Source organism: Streptomyces longisporoflavus, from assembly GCF_014649775.1.
Classification (GTDB): Bacteria; Actinomycetota; Actinomycetes; order Streptomycetales; family Streptomycetaceae; genus Streptomyces; species Streptomyces longisporoflavus.
The window spans coordinates 14633-32108 of sequence record NZ_BMTR01000006.1; the positions used below are offsets into that span (position 1 = coordinate 14633).

Sequence of the window (17476 nt, forward strand, 5' to 3'; positions counted from 1 at the left end):
CCGGTCCCGCGGTCTAGCGTGGCCGTATGGACGAGCGGTGCGAACAGGGGCGCGGCGGTCCGTCCCTCCCGTGGGGCGGACCGCCGATGTGGCGGCACGGTCCGCCCTGGTGGCGCCGGCGGGGCGAGGCGGCGGACGCCGGCAGGCTGCCCTGGGCGACGACACTGGCCATCACCGTGTTCGTGCAGATCGGCTCGAAGTACGCGGCGCAGGGCCAGCTCGACCGGCTGGAGCCGGACGTCCCGGCGCGGCTGCTGCTGCTCGCCGGCACGCTCTCGCTCCTGCTGCGCCACCGTCACCCGGTCCCGGTCGCGTACGTCACGGCCGGGACCGCCCTGTGCTACCTCGGGGGCGGATACGCGTACGGCCCCGTCCTGATCACCGTCGCCGTCGGCTGCTTCGCCGCTGTCGTCGCGGGGCACCGGCGCGCGGCCCGGGGCGCCGTCGCGATGCTGTGGGCAGGGCATCTGCTGGTCGCGCACTGGCTCTACCAGTGGCTGCCGCCGGACGGCGACCACGCGCGGAGCTGGGGCGAGGAGACCGTCGTCGCCGTCTGGGTCGTCGCCATCGTCGCCGTGTCCGAACTGGCCCGGGTACGCCGTGAGCAGTGGATGAAGGAACGGGCGGAGCGCGCGCGGGCCGCCGAGCGGAGGGCCGACGAGGAGCGCCTGCGCATGGCGCGGGAACTGCACGACGTCCTCGCGCACAGCATCTCCGTGATCAACGTCCAGGCGGGCGTCGGCCTCGCGCTGCTCGACTCCGACCCCGAGCAGGCCCGCACCGCGCTGACCACCATCAAGGCCGCGAGCAAAGAGGCGCTGGGGGAAGTCCGCCAGGTCCTCGACACCCTCCGTACGCCCGGTGACGCGCCCCGCGCCCCGGCCCCCGGGCTCGACCGGCTGCCCGAACTCGTGCAGCAGGCCGCGAGCGCCGGGCTCACCGTCGACGTCGACACGCAGGGGTCCGGCAGAAAGCAGACGCCAGGTGTCGACCTCGCCGCCTTCCGCATCGTCCAGGAGGCCCTGACCAATGTCGTACGGCACTCCGGATCGCGCCACGCGCGTGTGCTCGTGCGGTACGAGGCGACGGCGCTCACCCTGCGCGTGGACGACGACGGCCCCGCCACCGGCGCCGACACGGGCGGCAGCGGCAACGGCCTTGCCGGCATGCGGGAGCGCGCCGCCGCCCTCGATGGCACGATCGAGGCGGGGCCGCGCCCGGACGGGGGGTTCCGCGTCACCGCCGTACTGCCCATCCGCACGGCATCTCAGGAGGACCAGTGATCCGCGTACTGCTCGCCGACGACCAGTCGCTGGTCAGGGCCGGGTTCAAGGCGTTGCTCGACGCCCAGCCGGACATCGGGGTCGCGGGGGAGGCGGCGGACGGCGACGAGGCGGTGCGCAGGGTGCGCGAACTGTGCCCCGACGTCGTCCTGATGGACATCCGCATGCCGCTGCTCGACGGGCTCGCCGCGACCCGGGCGATCACCGGCGAACCCGACCTGAACGACGTCAAGGTGGTCATGCTGACCACCTTCGAACTGGACGAGTACGTCTTCGAGGCGATCCGTTCCGGAGCCTCGGGCTTCCTCGTCAAGGACACCGAGCCCGAGGAGCTGCTGCGCGCCGTCCGCGCGGTGGTCCATGGCGACGCGCTGCTCTCGCCCGGTGTGACGCGTCGCCTCATCGCCGAATTCGCGGCCCGTTCCAAGGAGCCGGCGGGCCCCGAGCCGCTGGGCGGACTGACCGAGCGGGAGCGGGAGGTGATGGCGCTCGTCGGCATCGGCCTGTCGAACGAGGAGATCGCCCGCCGCCTCGTCGTCAGCCCGCTGACCGCCAAGACCCACGTCAGCCGGACCATGGTGAAGCTCGGCGCCCGCGACCGCGCCCAACTGGTCGTCCTCGCCTACGAGTCGGGCCTGGTGCGCCCCGGCTGGCTCGGCTGACGCGTCGCGCGCCGGTGGCGGACCAGGATCGTCACCAGGGTCGTGACGAAGACGACGGCCCCCGCGATCACTCCGGCCCGCACGAGCGTGCCCTCGCCGGGCGACGTCACGCCGAAGAAGAACGCGGGCGAGGCCACGGCCAGCACCGTGGCGCACGCCAGGGACGTCGAGACGAAGAGGGCGAAGCCGATCTCCACCGTGTTCGCGTCACGCTCGGCCTGCGTCCTTCGCCCCATTCCGCGAGTGTGCGGTGCGCGCTCCCGGCGGGCAAGCAACCGCGCGCCGGGAGCGGCTCGTTGATCGGGTGGGCCGTTCAGTCGTCGACCGTCACCGGCTCCCTGTCCGCGACCGCTTGTGGCTGCGACTTCGCCACGACGACCGTCTCCCGCGTGTGCCTCGTCCGGACCCCGGTGAGGGTGATGAGCAGTCCCGCGACCGCGATCGCCGTGACCACGATCAGGCCGGGGCGGTAGCTGTCGAGCACGGCCTGCGGCGAGGCGTCGGCGCCGTGCGACGACGCGGTGATCACGGCGGTGACGACGGCGAGGAAGATCGCGCCGCCCACCTGGATCGAGGTGTTCAAAAGGCCCGACACCATGCCCTGCTCGTCGTCGTCCACTCCGTTGGTGGCCTGGATGTTGAGCGAGGGGAAGACCAGGGCGCACGCGAAGCCGAGCAGGATCATGGACGGCAGGACCATGGAGGCGTACGACGGGGTGAGGCTGACGCGCAGGAACAGCGTGTACGAGGCGACGAGCAGGACGAAGCCCGCCACGATGACCCGCGGTGTGCCGAACCGGTCGATGACCGAGCCGACCTTCGTGGACGAGAGGGCGACCAGGGCGCCCGCTGGCAGGAAGGCGAGCGCGGTCTCCAGGGCGGACCAGCCGAGCAGCGTCTGGAAGTACTGCGTGGCCAGGAACTGGAAGGAGACATAGCCCCCGAAGAACGTCATCGCGCCGATCTGCGCACGGAGCTGGGGCCCCGAGCGCAGAACGCCGAGGCGGATCAGCGGGTTGGCGGTGCGCAGTTCGATGCGTACGAAGACGGCGAGCAGTACGGCCGCGGCGAGGAACGACAGGAGGGTGCGGGCCGACGCCCAGCCGGCCTCCGGCGCCTCGACGACGGTGAACACGAGCAGCAGCATCGCCGCCGTGCCGGTGACGGCGCCCGGCACGTCGTAGCCGCCGGTGTTCTTCTCGCGGGCGCTGCGCGGGATCAGCTTGAGTCCTGCGATCAGCGCGATGACGGCGATGGGTGCGGGCAGCAGCATCGTCAGGCGCCAGCTGGCCTCGGTGAGCAGGCCGGACAGGACCAGGCCCATGGAGAAGCCGGTGGCGGCGCAGGTGGTGTAGATGGTGAGCGCGCGGTTGCGGACCGGGCCCTCGGCGAACGTGGTGGTGATGATGGAGAGCCCGGCGGGCGCGGTGAACGCGGCGCTCAGGCCCTTGATGAAGCGGCTTGCGATCAGCAGCGGGCCCGAGTCGACGAACCCGCCGAGCAGTGAGGCAAGGGCGAAGACGGCGAGCGCGATCAGGAAGACCCGGCGTCGTCCGAGCAGGTCGGCGGCCCGGCCGCCCAGGAGCAGCAGGCCGCCGTAGCCGAGGATGTAGCCGCTGACGACCCATTGCAGGGTCGAGGTGGAGAGGTTCAGTTCGGAGCCGATGGAGGGCAGGGCGACGCCGACCATCGACACGTCGAGCGCGTCGAGGAACATCGCGGCGCAGAGCACGAGCAGAGTGCCCCACAACCGCGGGGACCAGCGCTCCGGGGACGCGGAGGCAGCTGTGAGCGGAGAAGTCATGCGGAGCACAGTACATGCACGTGCATTGAGTGCAAGTGCATTTAATTCCAATGCAACAAACGGGGCTTTCTCTGCTACGGTGCGGTGTCATGGCGGTGAAGACGGCCGAGCAAGGGCTCGTGGACCAATGGCGCGACATCCTCGCGGTGCACGCGCGCACCCTGTGCGAGATCGACGGTGCCCTGCGCGAGCACGGACTCGGGGCCAGCGACTTCGAAGTGCTCGACGTGCTGACCGAGGGCGCCGCGGCCGACGGCGACTGCGGCTACCGCGTGCAGGACATCGCCGGCCGGGTGCACCTGAGCCAGAGCGCGCTGTCCCGCCTCATCGGCCGCCTGGAGAAGGACGGCCTGGTGGAGCGCGCCATGTGCAGCGAGGACCGGCGCGGAGTACGGGTCGTGCTCACCGACAAGGGGCGCCGACTGCACACGGAGGTGCGTCCGCTCCAGCGCGCGGCGCTCGAACGGACGCTGGCGCGGACCCCCTCCGCCTAGCCGCCGGAGCCGGAGCCGGAGTCACACGCCCGACGTCTCGCTCCACAGCGTGCTCAGCGCGCTGTCTCCGGTGACCTGCGGGAACGGTCCGCGGTTCCACAGCGCGAGGTAGAGCTGCCCCGCGGGACCCGACACCTCGCAGTCCGCGCGGCCGTCATCGCCCCGCTCCGTGACCGGCGGCTCCTGCGAGAGGCGTACGGTCCACACGGCGTCGTCCGCGTCCGTCGCCCGCACGCGAAGTACCCGGGGCTCCTGTGTGCGCACCCTGCTGCGCGAGCGCGCGTGGAACCCGCGCAGCAGTTCGTCGATCCCGTCCGCCGCGAACTCCGTACCGAACGGCGACGGCGCGCCCCCGCGCGCCGACTCGGCGTCCACGCGGTGGACCGCCGTCTCGTTCGCCTGGCGCCGCGCCCAGAACGCGAGCGGGGAGGGCGCGGGCAGAAACGCCCAGCACCGCACGTCGGGCGCCGCGGCGCGCAGCGTGCCGACCAGACCGCCGTGCGCCTGCCGGTACCAGTCGATCAGTGCGGCGCCGTCCAGCTCCGGCGGGTCGCCCATGGGCCGCGGCGACATGTGCCCCTCGGCGACGAAGGCCGCGGCCCAGAGGTGCACCGACCCCGTGTGCCGCAGCAGATCCCGCACGGTCCAGTCGGGACAGGTGATCACTTTGGCGCCGGTCCCGGCCGTTTCGGCGGCGCGGGCCAGCAACTGGCCTTCGTGGTCCAGGACTTCGAGGTGCTCGGCAATCTCCATGCGGGGGATTGTGCCGGATGGAGTGCGCTCGACGGGCAGCGGGATCCCGGGCGTGCCCGGGGGCTCGGGCACGCCGGGGCTACTGGAGCGCGTACATGCGGATGACGACCGCGTCCTCTCCCTCGCCCGCGGGCCGGGCCAGGCCCACGAAGACCGTCTCGGCGAGCCAGCGATGCGCGGGGGCGTCGGTGCGGAAGACGGGGGAGGTGCGGTAGTAGTGACCGGCGTGGGTGACCTGGAGGTCACCGTCGTGCTGGTCGGGGCTGTCGGGGGCGGGGTGGTAGTAGCCGCGGTTGACGATGTCGATGACGGCGCCGTCGTCGGCCTGGATCAGATAGCGCGCGTCGAGCTGGCAGACCTCCCCGCGCGTACTGCTCCAGTCGCCGCCGCCCGCGAGGATCTTGCCGCTCAGCAGCGGCCCCTCCACGGTCCCGCCGACGATCGGGGTGAACTCGGTGACCTCGCCCTCGCCGTGGCCGATGTGCAGGGACTCGGTGAGGTGGGCGCGGATCTCGAACGCGTAGGTCAGGGCGGGGGAGAAGGGCATGATGTCACTCCGGTGGGCAGAGGGTTCGGGCGGGTGGTCGAGGTACGTCAGGCGGTAGCACCGCGCTTGGGGGTCCAGCCCCGGCGCGGCACCGAGTCGATCAGCTTGCGGGTGTACGCGGCGCCGGGCCGTTCGAGCACGGAGAGCGTGCGCCCTCGCTCGATGATCCGCCCGCGGTGCATCACCGCGATGTCCTCGCAGATGTGCTGGACGATGCCGAGGTCATGGGTGATGAACAGGTAGGCGGTGTCGCTCTGTTCGCGCAGCTCCCGCAGCAGCGTGACGATCTGGGCCTGCACGGACACGTCCAGGGCGGCGACCGCCTCGTCGAGCACCAGGACGCGGGGGCGCACGGCCACCGCGCGGGCGATGGCGACGCGCTGGCGCTGGCCTCCCGAGAGCGCGCGGGGCAGCGACCGCGCCTGGCCGGCGGTGAGACCCACCTGGTCCAGGAGTTCCGCCGTGCGCCGGGCCAGCGCGCTGCCGCGCAGGTCCGTGTGGTGTGCGAGGACTTCGCTGATGCTGTCCGCCACGCGCTGATGCCGGTCCAGTGAGGCGTACGGGTCCTGGAAGACCATCTGGACGTCCCCGGCGAAACTCCCGCGCACGGCGGTGCGGGCCCGGCGCCCCGGCAGGACCCGGCCGTCGAACCGTACGGTTCCGGCGGTCGGCGCCTCTAGGCCGGCGATCATGCGGGCGGTCGTGGTCTTGCCCGAGCCGGACTCACCGACCAGCGCGAGGGACGCGCCGGGGGCGAGCGACAGCCCGACGTCCTCGACCGCGACGAAGTCCCCGTAGGTTTTGCGCAGGCCGGCCGCTTCCAGGGCCGCAGGGGCGCCGGCGTCAGCCATGGCGCACCGTCCTTTCCGTACCGGGCGCCGCGTCGTCCGCGCCCGCGAGGAGGGGGAAATGGCAGGCGGTACGTCCGTCACCGGTCCGCTCCGGCAGCGGACGATCCGTCGTGCAGAGGTCGCGGGCCGCCGGGCAGCGGGGTGCGAACGCACAGCCGGGACCGGCCTCGGACGCCGACAGCGGTCGGCCCTCGATCGCCCGCAACGGCCTCGCACCCGTCCCCGGGTCGGGCCGTGCGGCAAGGAGGGCGCGGGTGTACGGATGACAGGACGCGTCGTGGAGGCGCGCGGCGGGCAGTTGCTCCACCACCGACCCCGCGTACATCACCGCGATGCTGTCGCAGACGGCCGCCGCCAGCGCCAGATCGTGCGTGATGAACAGCATCGCGAGGCCGCGCTGCTCCCGCGCCTCGTCGATGACGGCCATGACTTCGGCCTGTGTGGTGACGTCGAGGGCGGTGGTCGGCTCGTCCGCGAGGAGCAGCCGGGGCTCGCCGATCAGGGCCGCCGCGATCATGACGCGTTGCAGCAGCCCGCCGGACAGTTCGGCCGGGCGCTGGCGCAGCCGCCGCGGCGCGTCGGCGATGCCCACCTCGCGGAGGAGGTCCGTGGCCCGGGCCGTGGCGGCACCCTGGCGCTGCCCGCGCGTGGTGACCAGGCCCTCGGTGAGGAAGTCGCCGATGGTGCGCAGCGGATTGATGTGCGCCCGCGGGTCCTGGAAGATCATCGCCGCCCCGCTGCCGCGCAGCGCGCGCAGCGAGGCCGCGTCCATGGCGGTGACCGAGGCGCCGTCGAAGCGCACGTCGCCGCCGACCCGGGCACCGGGAGGCAGCAGCCGCAGCACCGAACGGGCGGTGAGCGACTTGCCCGAGCCGGACTCGCCCACCAGGCCCACGGCGCCGCCCGCCGGGACGGTGAGGTCCACGCGGTGGACGACGGCACGGTGTTCGCCCCGGACGGGCAGGGTGATGTGCAGGCCCTCGAACGCGAGCAGCGGAGTCTCCATGTGGTTCATCGGTCCTCCCCGAGGAGCCGCCGGGACAGACCGCTGCCCAGCAGATTGCAGGCGATGACGAAGACGACGATGACCAGACCGGCGTACAGCGACTGCTCGGGCTGGCCGGCGATGATGCCCGGCGCGCCGTTGGCCACCATCAACCCCCATTCCGCGGTGGGCGGTTGGGTGCCGAGCCCGATGAAGGAGAACGCCGCCACGTCGAGCATCGTGTAGCCGAACGAAGTGGTCGCCTGCACGAGGACGAGAGGCAGCAGATTCGGCAGCAGATGGCGCAGGCAGATCCGCCGGCCGGAAAGCCCCAGCAGGCCCAGCGCGGACACGTACGGAAGCGCGCGTTCGCGCAGGGCCGCGCTGCGCACGACGCGGGCGATGTACGGCAGATAGGCGAGGGAGAGGGTGATGACGGCGATGTCCAGGCCCGCCCCGAAGACCGCCGCGCCGACCACGGCAAGGACGAGTCCCGGGAAGCCGAAGACGAGGTCGAGGAAGGCGGAGACGACCCGGTCGTACCAGCCGCCGAGCCAGGCCGCAGACACCGCGAGCGCCGTGCCGGCCAGGCCCGCGGTCAGGGTGATGAGCGCGGGCGCGAGCAGACTGGGCCGCGCCCCGTACAGGAGACGGGAGAGGATGTCGCGCCCCGTGTCGTCCGTGCCGAGCCAGTGCGCCGCCGAGCTGCCCTGTGAAACGGCGAGCGGATCAACCGCGTTGGGGTCGTACGGCGCGAGCAGCGGGGCGAACACGGCGGCGAGGACCACGAGCGCCACGACGGTTCCGGCGGCGATCGGCACCCCCTGGCCGCGGGCGAGGGCGCGGACCCGGCCGAGCGGGAGCCTGCCGCCTGCGGCCGGGACCGACTGATAGGCGCTCATCGGCTTCCTCCCGGCGGAAGACGGTGGTCGAGTGCCGCGCTCAGCACGTCGACGGCGGTGTTGATCAGGGCGAACGCCACCACCGTGAGCAGCGCGAGAGCCTGCACGACGGCCAGGTCCTGCTTGGCGGCGCTCTGGATGAGGAGCGCCCCGACGCCGTTGAGGCCGAAGGCCTGTTCCACGATGGACGAGCCGGCGATCAGGCCCGCCACGGCGACCCCCGAGACGGAGACGATCGGTGCGGCGGCGTTGCGCAGGATGTGCTTGCGGACGATGCGGCTCTCCTTGATGCCCCGGCTGCGCGCGGTCTGCACATGCTCGGAGACCAGCTCGGCGCGGATCGCCGCGCGGGACACCTGGGCGACGTAGGCGAGCCATGAGGCGGCGAGGGCCAGGGCGGGCAGGGTGAGATGCTCCAGGCGGTCGGTGAATCCGGTGCCCGAGCCGTAGGCCGGGAACCAGCCGAGCCGCACGGCGAAGCCCCAGGTCAGCAGGACCGCCATGACGAAGACCGGCACCGCCATGAAGGTCGTGGAGAGCACCGTCACCACGGTGTCGGCCCACTCGCCGCGCAGGGCGGCCAGGGCGCCGAGGGCGACGCCGAAGGTGACGATGAGGAGGGCGGCGTAGGCGATCAGGAGAAGGGTGTTGCCGATCCGGGCGCCCAGCAGGTGGGTGACGGAGTCCTGGTAGCTGAGGGACTGTCCCGCGTCGCCCCGCAGCATGCCGGTCAGCCAGCGCCAGTAGCTCGCCGGGAACGGTTCGTCCAGGTGGTACTGGCGGTGAATTTCCGCGAGCAGCCGGGGACTTGGCTCCTTGCCCCCGCCGACCAGCAGCGTCGCCGGATCGCCGGGGGACAGGAACAGGGCGCCGTAGATGGCGACGCTCGCGATCAGCAGGGTCACCGCCAGGGCCGCCGCCCGGCGGACGACGAAGCGGGCGATCACGAGGTGCCCTTGCCGGTGCCGCCGAGGTGGGCCGCCCACGGCATGTTGAGGTAGGCGAAGGATGAAGGGGCGCCGCTGAGACGCTTGTTGAGGAACAGTCGCTCGTGCGGGGAGGCCAGGGGCACCACGGGCAGGTCGGCGCTGTAGCGCTGCTGTGCCCGGGTGAAGAGCCGGGCCGACTTCGTCGGCTCCGTGGCGGCCCGGGCCCGGTCGAGCAGCGAAGTGACCTCGGGGTCGCGGTACTTGGTCCAGTTGAACAGGGATTCCGGATCCGTGAGGAGCTGTGCGTACGAGATCGGGTCCGGGATCTCGACGTACCCGAGGACCATGGTCGCGTCCAGGCCCTTGCGCAGCGAGGCGTCGAAGAAGAGGCCCGACATCTGCGTCGGCTGCAACTGCTTGATGACTATCTTGATGCCGATCCGCTTGGCCCCCGCCTGGAGGAAGGTGAGGGTCTGCTGCGACTGCTGGTCTCCCGCGGCCATGGCGACGGTCAGCGTGCGCCGCTCGGTACGGGCCTGGTCCACCAGCTTCTCGGCCTTCTCCACGTCGACCCCGGGCACGGCGGGCAGGGCGTCGTACCCCTCGGCGTAGATGTCGGCTGCCTCGCCGTTCTCCCACACCAGCGGCGGGACGAAGGTCTTTAGCTTCTGTGCGGCGCCGGCGTACACGTTCTTGATCAGGTCGTCCCGGTCGAGGACGAGCGAGAGGGCCTCGGAAATCTTGCGGTCCGCAAGCGGTGAGTCCTCGCCGATCGCGGCGATGAAGTTCGTCTGCGCCGAGGGGCCGTGGTAGAGAGTGCCCACGTCGGCGGAGCCGAGGGCACGGGCGCCCGCCGAACTGATCTCGTAACTGCCGTCGACCTCGCCGGACAGCAGGGCGCTGGTGAGCGTGGAGCCGTCGGTGATGAACGTGAACCTCAGCTTCTTGATCTTCGGCCGGAGCGAGGTGTCCCAGTACTCCGCGTTGCGCGTGGCGGTGATGGACTCGCCGGGTTTCCACGACGCCAGCTCGAAGGGGCCCGTGCACATCAGTCCGCCCTTGGCGCTTCCGTAGGCGCGCCCGGCCTTCTTCACGTACGCGGCTTCGTTGACCGTGCCGAAGCTGGTGGCGAGCCCTTTGAAGAACATCTCGTCGGGGGACTCGAAGCGGACGGTCACCTGGTGTGCGCCGGTCGCGGTGATCGTCTTGACCCGGGCGAGGAGACTCGCGTTGACGCTCTGCGTCGCGGGGTCCCCCTGGCGCCGCAGACTGCTGACGACGTCGCCCGCGGTCATGGGGTGCCCGTTCCAGAACCTCACGCCCTTGCGGAGGTTGAGGACCAGCGTCTTGTCGTCGGGCCTGCTCCAGGAGGAGGCGAGGCCGGGGGCGATGGAGTAGTCGGGCTCCAGCCGCAGCAGCGAGTCGCAGAGGTTGGCCTTGACGGTGCTCGGCGAGTAGTCGGCGACCTTCGCCGAGTCCAGCGTCCTCGGCTCGCCCATGGGCAGGTTCCAGGTGACGTCGTCGAGGGCGCCCGTGGCGGCGGGCGTGGTCAGCGTGAGCTTCCGGGGGCCCGGTGCCGGATCGGCGGTGGTGCCCGACGTACAAGCGGTCGCGGTGAGCAGGACGCACAGGGCGCCGCCGGCGGCCGGGGCGGTGATTCTGGGAGCCTTCATGAGGGAGCACCTCGGGGAGGGAGTCGGATCGCTGCGGAAGTGTTCTTTCGGCCGGGTGTGGGGTGCGGGGGAGCCGTCGGAGCGCGGAGTGCGCGTCGGTGTGCGGGGCGACGCGGGCGGTTCAGGGGCCGGTCGGGGGCATGACCGTGACGGTCAGCCGGGACGGGCGGGCGCCGCCGGAGTACAGGGTCTGGGTGCTGGGCTTCGTGGTGAGCGCTGTCCAGGGGTTCTCGCCGGTGCCCGGCGCGGGCAGGAAGAGGGGATGGTCGCTGCCGGCCAGGAGCAGTGCGAGGCGGTGGCCGGGGCGCAGCCGGTAGCCGGTGTGCCCGAGGTCGAGACGGATCTCGTCGGCCGTCCCCGCGGCGCGCACCGCCACCTGGCCTCGCGCGATCTGATGTGCGCGCCCGTCCGGCCCGAGGTCGACGAGCTTGGCGAATACGTCGAACTCCGGCGCTGTGCCGGTGACATGGAGACAGACGCCGACCGGGCCCGCCAGATCCAGGGGCTCGCTCACCGCGGGCGCGGAGAATACGAGCACGTCATCGCGGGCGGCCACCGGCGCGAGGTCCGGGTAGGCGTGCAGAAAGGCGAACGAGTCCTCGACCAGGGAGGGCACCGGTGAGTCCGGGTCGTGCGCCCACTGGGCCGCCTGGTCGTCCCCGGCGGGCGCGTCGGCCAGCGAGGCGCCCGGCAGCGGGCCGCTCGCACGGGCCAAGTCGGCGAGGTGGAAGGTCCGTTCGGTGCTTTCGGCGGGCGGCCAGGCGGTCGCGGTCCGCCAGTCGGCATGGCCGAGTTCCCATGTCACCCTGGACAGCGAGGATACCGGCCGTACGCCCTTCAGGAACACGTCGAAGAAGTCGATGGCCGGGTTCGCGTACTCCGGGAGCATCCGGGCGAGGGCGTCCTCATCGGTGTTGTGGTTGTCCTCGTCACGGACCGGCGCCTGCGCGAGGCGGTAGTTCTCGTGGTCGACCGCGCCGGCCCGCAGATACTGCACGGCGTCCCAGCCCGGCCGCGACGCGAGTTCCAGGTAGTCCCGCATGTGCGCCGTGACGATGTTGTCGAACCACCCCACGCAGTGCAGCACCGGCACCGGCCGTGCGTCGAAGGGGTGCAGCCCCGGCTGCGTCGACAGGCCGGCCGGCCGGGGCGCCAGCAGGTCGAACCAGAGGGAGCGGGCCCCGATGGCGCGGAACGCCTCCTCGTACTGCTCGATGACGGGGCGTCTGGAGCGGTCGACGCGGTAGTCGTAGGAGTCGTTGTCCACCCAGTGGTGGGCGAAGTACTCGACGCCCTCCAGCCAGACGGGCGAGGCCTGCCCCTCGGGGTGCCAGATGGTGTTGAAGTCGGCGGCGGTCATCCGGGGCACGATCGCCCGCAGGGCCGGATGCTGGGCGGCGACGGCGGCCCACTGCGTGAACCCGTAGTAGGAGTCGCCGAACATGCCGACGCTCCCGTCCGACCAGCTCTGGTGGACGATCCAGTCGATGGCGTCGTGGCCGTCCTGCGACTCCCGCAGGAAGGGCACCGTCGTGCCGCCCGAGCGGAACTTGCCCCGCACGTCCTGCACCACCACCGCGTAGCCGCGGGCGGTGAAGAGGCGCGCGATGCGGTCGAAGTACACGTAGCGGCTGTTCTTGTCGTAGGGCAGCCGCACGAGCACCGCGGGGAACGCCGCGTCGTCCCGCGGGTCCGCGGCGAGGCGGGGGAGGTAGACGTCGGTGGCGAGTCGCACGCCGTCGCGCATGCGGACCATGTACTGCCGGGCGGTCTCGGCGGGGGGCGCCGCGCCGATCCGCTCGAAGGTGAAGGGCATGGGAATTCTCCGGCCACATGAGATACAACGGCGTTGTGTAACGTCGTTGTATGACAACATTGCAGCAGTTCGCCACCGCGTCAACACTCCGTATCGAGGTCGATTTGAGGTCTCGGGATCGATTTGAGGTCGATGACATGCCGATCGAGGTAGACACAGCCCAGCGGCTCGACGAGATCGCCGCCGCCACCATCCGGGTGGCCCGCGAGCGAGGGGTGCGCGCCGTGACCATCCGCGCGGTCGCCGAGCAGCTCGGCGGCTCGACGGCCATGGTCACCAACTACGTCCCGAGCCGCTCCGATCTGATGGCCAACGCGCTGCGGCACGCGGAGGAGGAATGGGGGCGCGAGGTGGAAGACGTCCTCGAAGGCACGCGGGGGGCCGAGCGTCTCGCGGCGTTCGCGCGCTGGATGTGCACCACCCGCGACGACGACGAGGTGCTGCGCAGGCTCCTGATGGAGACCGTCGGTGCGGCGTCGGGGGCGGGCGCGGCTGTCGGGCGCGAGGTCGACCTGGTCCGGACACTGGCGCGTACCCAGCGCGACGAGTTGGAGGAGGTGACCGTCGCCGCGGGCACGCCGGCCCCGGAGTTGGCGGCGGACGTCCTGCATCTGCTGTTCCGCGGGTACTGGCTCGCCACGCTGGAGGACCCCGAGGGGTGGTCGGACGAGCGGGGGGCGCGGGCCGTGCTCGCCGCGGTCGAGCTGCTCCAGAGCGGGGCGGCCGAGGGGGGTGCCGGGCCCGGGGAGCGAGGCGCCAAGTCTTGACAAGCCGGGTGCGGGGCGTGACGCTGAGCTTCGATCAAACGCCGTTGTATCACGGCGTTTGATATCCGCGCGGAGCGGTCCTCCGCCGCGCTTTCCGTACGACCGGGCGATCTCCCGGACGCCGGGGCAGTCTCCCGGCCGCCGGACAGACGCCGGGGTGCGGGCGCCCCCTTCCCCAGAGGCGAGAGGCGATCATGGAAACCCGGAATCCTGCTGCCGAGCCGTGGCAGCGCACCGCCACCGACCTGGCCGACGCCATCCGCAGGCGCGAGGTCTCGTCCGTGGAGGTCGTACGGTCCTGCCTCGCGCGCATCGAGCAGACCAACCCGCGACTCGCGGCGCTGGTGGACATCCGCCCCGAGGAAGCGCTGGCCGACGCGCGCCGCGCCGACCGGGACGTCGCCGCGGGAGTCGAACTCGGCCCGCTGCACGGCGTACCGGTCTCCACCAAGATCAATACGGACCAGCGGGGCCGCGTCACGAGCCACGGCGTCGCCGCCCTCGCGGGCCGCCCCGCCGAAGGGGACGCGGCCTGCGTCACGGCCCTGCGGGAGGCGGGCGCCGTCCTGCTCGGCCGGAGCAACGCCCCCGCCTTCTCCTACCGTTGGTTCTCCACCAACGCCCTGCACGGCCGCACCCTCAACCCCTGGGACGCCACCCGCACCCCCGGCGGCTCCAGCGGCGGCGCCTCCAGCAGCCTCGCCGCCGGCATGACACCGATCGCGCAGGGCAACGACATCGGCGGCTCGATCCGCTACCCCGCGGCCTGCTGCGGCGTGGTCGGCATCCGCCCCACCGTCGGCCGCGTCTCCGGCTGGACGCCGCCCGCCTACGCCGACACCCCCGCGGGCCGCCGGCAGATCGACGTCCCGCCCACGGTTCAGGCGTGCGCCGTAGAGGGGCCGTTGGCCAGATCGGTGGCCGACGCCCGACTCGCGCTGCACGTCATGACCACCCCCGATCTGCGCGACCCGTACGGCATCCCCGCCGCGCCCGTCCGACTCCCGGAAGGCGTCAAGGCCAAGGTCACGGTGGTGCGCGGCATCGGCACGGTGAAGAACCACCCCGCCGTCGACCGGGCCGTCACCGAAGCCGCCGCCCAGCTCGCCGAAGCCGGGCACGAGGTCGAGGAGCTCGACGATCTGCCGCTGCTCGCCGAGGCCGCACGCATCTGGGCCCTGCTGATCTACGAGGACTTCCGCCCGATGCTCCCGCTGGTGAACGACGTCGGCGACGACGACATCCGCACCTCGCTGCGGTACTCCTTCGGCGCCGCCGCGGCGATCTGGGGCGAGCGCCCGTCCCTCGAGACGTACATCCAGGGCTGGGCGCGCCGCGCCTCGCTCATCACCCGGCTCCAGCAACTCCTGGGCAACCACCGGGTGTTGCTCACCCCCGTCTGCGCCGAGCCGGCGTTCGAGCAGGACGCGGACATCGCGAGCCCCGAACGTGCCGCCGAACTCGTCGCGGCCATGTGGCCGATGGCAGCCGTGCCCGTCCTGGGCTTCCCCGCCGTCACGGTGCCGTCGTCACTGAGCGACGGCCTGCCGGTGAGTGTCCAGCTCATCGGCGGCCGGTACGCGGAGGAGCGCATCCTCGACGCGGCCCGGGCCATCGAGGACCGCACCCCCCGCTTCCTGCCGCCCCTCGGGACCGGTTAGGGGTCCGGTGCCCCGGCTTACCGGGCGGTCCGAAGGCCGGTGGCCGGGTGGTGTTTTCTCCCGGTGTCAAGCTTCCTTCTTTTGGCCGGAAGCCGCCGCGGCGCGCTCGAAGGCGGGCTGCCGCACGGGCCGCCGGCCGCACCGTGGTGCGCGGTCCTCGGCGGCCCGGTCTCCGCGACCGCGGTCGCCCTGTGGGAACCGCACCGGACGCGCACCCGCCACGGCGTCCGCATCCGGCGCTGGAGACGGCGTCAACAGGGGCCAAATCAAGCCCAGTTGACAATTCCGGAACGGCTCGGAACCGCCGGTGGCGGTAGCCCGGGAGATTCACGTCGTCACAGGTCACAGGGTGTGTCCTTGTCGTCACGGCGTGCCGGGGGCCGCGCCGGCCGGTGCGTCCAGTCCCAAGGGTTGAACACGAATTCCACACACCCCCTCTACACGGCGACCCCGATGGTCTAAATTGACCGTGCTTCAGCTGTTCGAGCATGAAGCGACCAACAAACATCAATAGGTCCGGCGCTAGAGGCAGGCGGCAGTCGCGTCCCCGGCGCCAGACGCGGAAGTTGTCAACACCGGGGCCCGGAAGGGGCCTTGGGTGCGGGGAGCACCCGGGGTTTCGACGGGTTCCCAGGCATGGCAACTCGAACGTCTGGCAGGTCACGCGAGTCTGCTGCCCGTCGGGGTGGGCTGTGCCGATATCGGCGAGGCAGCCGGGATGTTGCACGCGGAGGGTGGGGGCCTTCCGCCGGGGGAAGAACGGCGCGACGCGGGAGGCGGGGGCCTCCCGTAGGGGGAAGAAGAGCGCGACTCGGGGGGCGGGGGTCTCCTGAGGGAACCAGGCGACCTGTGGGGGGTCCGGTGCAGCAGGGGGAATTAGTCGACCCGTTTCCGTCGGCGCGAGGGCGTCTGACCAACGGGACCATCAGACGACCGGCCAGTGACTGGGAACAGCGGTACCGCCGTACCGTGATCATCAGCGACACGGTGGTCACCGCCGTCGTGGTGGCGTCCATCGGCATCTTCTTCGGTGCCAGGGACGCGGCCAACTGGCACGAGAAGTGGGGCATCCTCGCCTTCGGCACCGAACTTCTGGTGCTGGCGGCGCTCGCGATGAGCCGGGCCTGGGTTCCGGCCGTACTCGGCCAGGGCGCCGAGGAATTCCGCCGGCTCGGGCGCTCCCTGTTCACGGCGGTCGTCGTACTGGCGCTCGGCGGGATCGCTCTCACCTCGCGCAACATCAAACTCTGGATCTTCGTCGCGGTCCCCGCGATCGCGCTCGTCACCATGACGGCGAGATATCTGCTGCGCCTGTGGCTGCACAAGCAGCGCAAGGAAGGGCGGTGCCTGCGCCCGGTGCTCGCCGCCGGCAGCCTGGCCACCGTCAGTGACCTGATCGCCCGCACCCGCAAGTTCCCGCATCTGGGCTGGCAGGTGGACGCGGTGTGCACGACGGACGGTCTCGGGCTCGACGGAGACCGACTCGACGGCGTGCCGGTCGTCGGCCAGCTGACGGACGTCGCGAACCACGTGCACCGCGACGGCTACCGCGTCGTCGCGGTCACCCCGGACCCGCACTGGTCACCGGACCGGCTGCAACGCCTTGCCTGGAACCTGGAGGGCAGCGACGCCGAGATGGTCGTGGCCCCGGTCCTCATGGAGGTGGCCGGACCGCGGCTGCACGTGGACGCGGTGCTCGGAATCCCGCTCCTGCGGGTCAGCATGCCGGCCTTCACCGGGGGGCGCCGGGTGGTCAAAGGAGTGGTCGACCGCCTCGGCGCCGCGATCCTGCTGGTGCTTTTCGCGCCGCTGATGGTGCTCGTCGGCCTGCTCGTCCTCGCGGAGAGCCGGGGCGGGGCGCTCTACCGCCAGCGCAGAGTCGGCAAGGACGGCCGCGAGTTCACCATCTTCAAGTTCCGCACGATGGTGGTCGGGGCCGACGCGGCACGCGCCCAGCTCGCCCACCGCAACGAAGGCGCGGGGCTGCTGTTCAAACTGCGCCGGGACCCGCGGGTGACCCGGGTGGGAGCCGTGCTCAGGCGGTACTCGATCGACGAGCTCCCGCAGCTTTTCAACGTACTGACCGGATCGATGTCGCTCGTCGGCCCGCGGCCTCCGCTGCCGGAGGAATCCGCCGCCTACGGCCCGGACATCCGGCGGCGGCTCCTGGTCAAGCCCGGCCTCACCGGCCTGTGGCAGATCAGCGGCCGCAGTGACCTGCCGTGGGAAGAGGCGGTCCGGCTCGACCTGCGCTACGTGGAGGACTGGTCGCTCGCCCTGGACACGGTGATCTTGTGGAAGACGCTGCGTGCGGTGCTCTATGGCCAGGGGGCCTACTGATGCGCGGGG

At 72.0% G+C, this 17476-nt stretch carries 16 protein-coding genes; 6 read left to right on the forward strand and 10 right to left on the reverse strand.

Features of this window, described 5'->3' with window-relative positions; genetic code table 11:
* The first annotated feature begins 26 nt into the window (after positions 1 to 26).
* Positions 27 to 1283, forward strand: coding sequence for a sensor histidine kinase (locus IE226_RS13820; RefSeq protein WP_190081483.1), 1257 nt, complete (start codon positions 27 to 29; stop codon positions 1281 to 1283).
* Positions 1280 to 1945, forward strand: a complete 666-nt coding sequence (locus tag IE226_RS13825; RefSeq protein ID WP_190081484.1) for a response regulator transcription factor — start codon at positions 1280 to 1282, stop codon at positions 1943 to 1945. The genes IE226_RS13820 and IE226_RS13825 overlap by 4 nt, the downstream gene beginning before the upstream one ends.
* On the opposite strand, the gene IE226_RS13830 is transcribed toward IE226_RS13825, so the two are convergent.
* Positions 1906 to 2181, reverse strand: a complete 276-nt coding sequence (locus tag IE226_RS13830) for a DUF6332 family protein (protein WP_190081485.1) — start codon at positions 2179 to 2181, stop codon at positions 1906 to 1908. The genes IE226_RS13825 and IE226_RS13830 overlap by 40 nt on opposite strands.
* A gap of 77 nt (positions 2182 to 2258) precedes the next feature.
* Positions 2259 to 3749, reverse strand: a complete 1491-nt coding sequence (locus tag IE226_RS13835; RefSeq protein WP_190081486.1) for an MFS transporter — start codon at positions 3747 to 3749, stop codon at positions 2259 to 2261.
* Positions 3750 to 3838: 89 nt separating this feature from the next.
* On the opposite strand from IE226_RS13835, the gene IE226_RS13840 reads away from it, so the two are divergent.
* Positions 3839 to 4243 (forward strand): MarR family winged helix-turn-helix transcriptional regulator, encoded by a 405-nt coding sequence (locus IE226_RS13840; protein WP_190081487.1) that lies wholly within the window; start codon positions 3839 to 3841, stop codon positions 4241 to 4243.
* 21 nt (positions 4244 to 4264) lie between these two features.
* Here the strand turns inward: IE226_RS13840 and IE226_RS13845 are convergent, their stop codons facing one another.
* The 8 genes from IE226_RS13845 to IE226_RS13880 all read right to left on the reverse strand — a co-directional run bounded on the left by IE226_RS13845 (position 4265) and on the right by IE226_RS13880 (position 12699).
* A complete protein-coding gene (locus IE226_RS13845; protein WP_190081488.1) occupies positions 4265 to 4996 on the reverse strand; it encodes a maleylpyruvate isomerase family mycothiol-dependent enzyme in 732 nt (243 codons plus the stop codon).
* Positions 4997 to 5075: 79 nt separating this feature from the next.
* Positions 5076 to 5543 (reverse strand): DUF3237 domain-containing protein, encoded by a 468-nt coding sequence (locus IE226_RS13850; RefSeq protein ID WP_190081489.1) that lies wholly within the window; start codon positions 5541 to 5543, stop codon positions 5076 to 5078.
* A gap of 47 nt (positions 5544 to 5590) precedes the next feature.
* The gene (locus IE226_RS13855; RefSeq protein WP_190081490.1) at positions 5591 to 6394 is read right to left on the reverse strand and encodes an ABC transporter ATP-binding protein; all 804 of its coding nucleotides are present in this window, start codon (positions 6392 to 6394) and stop codon (positions 5591 to 5593) included.
* The gene (locus tag IE226_RS13860) at positions 6387 to 7409 is read right to left on the reverse strand and encodes an ABC transporter ATP-binding protein (RefSeq protein WP_229870903.1); all 1023 of its coding nucleotides are present in this window, start codon (positions 7407 to 7409) and stop codon (positions 6387 to 6389) included. The genes IE226_RS13855 and IE226_RS13860 overlap by 8 nt, the downstream gene beginning before the upstream one ends.
* A complete protein-coding gene (locus tag IE226_RS13865; RefSeq protein WP_190081491.1) occupies positions 7406 to 8281 on the reverse strand; it encodes an ABC transporter permease in 876 nt (291 codons plus the stop codon). Before IE226_RS13865 ends, IE226_RS13860 begins: the two co-directional genes overlap by 4 nt.
* Positions 8278 to 9228 (reverse strand): ABC transporter permease, encoded by a 951-nt coding sequence (locus IE226_RS13870; protein WP_190081492.1) that lies wholly within the window; start codon positions 9226 to 9228, stop codon positions 8278 to 8280. Before IE226_RS13870 ends, IE226_RS13865 begins: the two co-directional genes overlap by 4 nt.
* Positions 9225 to 10883, reverse strand: a complete 1659-nt coding sequence (locus tag IE226_RS13875) for an ABC transporter substrate-binding protein (protein ID WP_190081493.1) — start codon at positions 10881 to 10883, stop codon at positions 9225 to 9227. Before IE226_RS13875 ends, IE226_RS13870 begins: the two co-directional genes overlap by 4 nt.
* 121 nt (positions 10884 to 11004) lie before the next feature.
* Positions 11005 to 12699 (reverse strand): CocE/NonD family hydrolase, encoded by a 1695-nt coding sequence (locus IE226_RS13880; protein ID WP_190081494.1) that lies wholly within the window; start codon positions 12697 to 12699, stop codon positions 11005 to 11007.
* A gap of 137 nt (positions 12700 to 12836) precedes the next feature.
* Between IE226_RS13880 and IE226_RS13885 the strand changes: the two genes are divergently transcribed.
* From IE226_RS13885 to IE226_RS13895, 3 genes are all read left to right on the forward strand, one after another.
* Positions 12837 to 13466 (forward strand): TetR/AcrR family transcriptional regulator, encoded by a 630-nt coding sequence (locus IE226_RS13885; protein ID WP_190081495.1) that lies wholly within the window; start codon positions 12837 to 12839, stop codon positions 13464 to 13466.
* 194 nt (positions 13467 to 13660) lie between these two features.
* Entirely contained in the window at positions 13661 to 15127 is a 1467-nt protein-coding gene (locus IE226_RS13890) for an amidase (protein ID WP_190081496.1), read from the forward strand.
* An 861-nt stretch (positions 15128 to 15988) separates the two neighbouring features.
* Entirely contained in the window at positions 15989 to 17467 is a 1479-nt protein-coding gene (locus IE226_RS13895; protein WP_190081820.1) for a sugar transferase, read from the forward strand.
* Positions 17468 to 17476 lie beyond the last annotated feature (9 nt).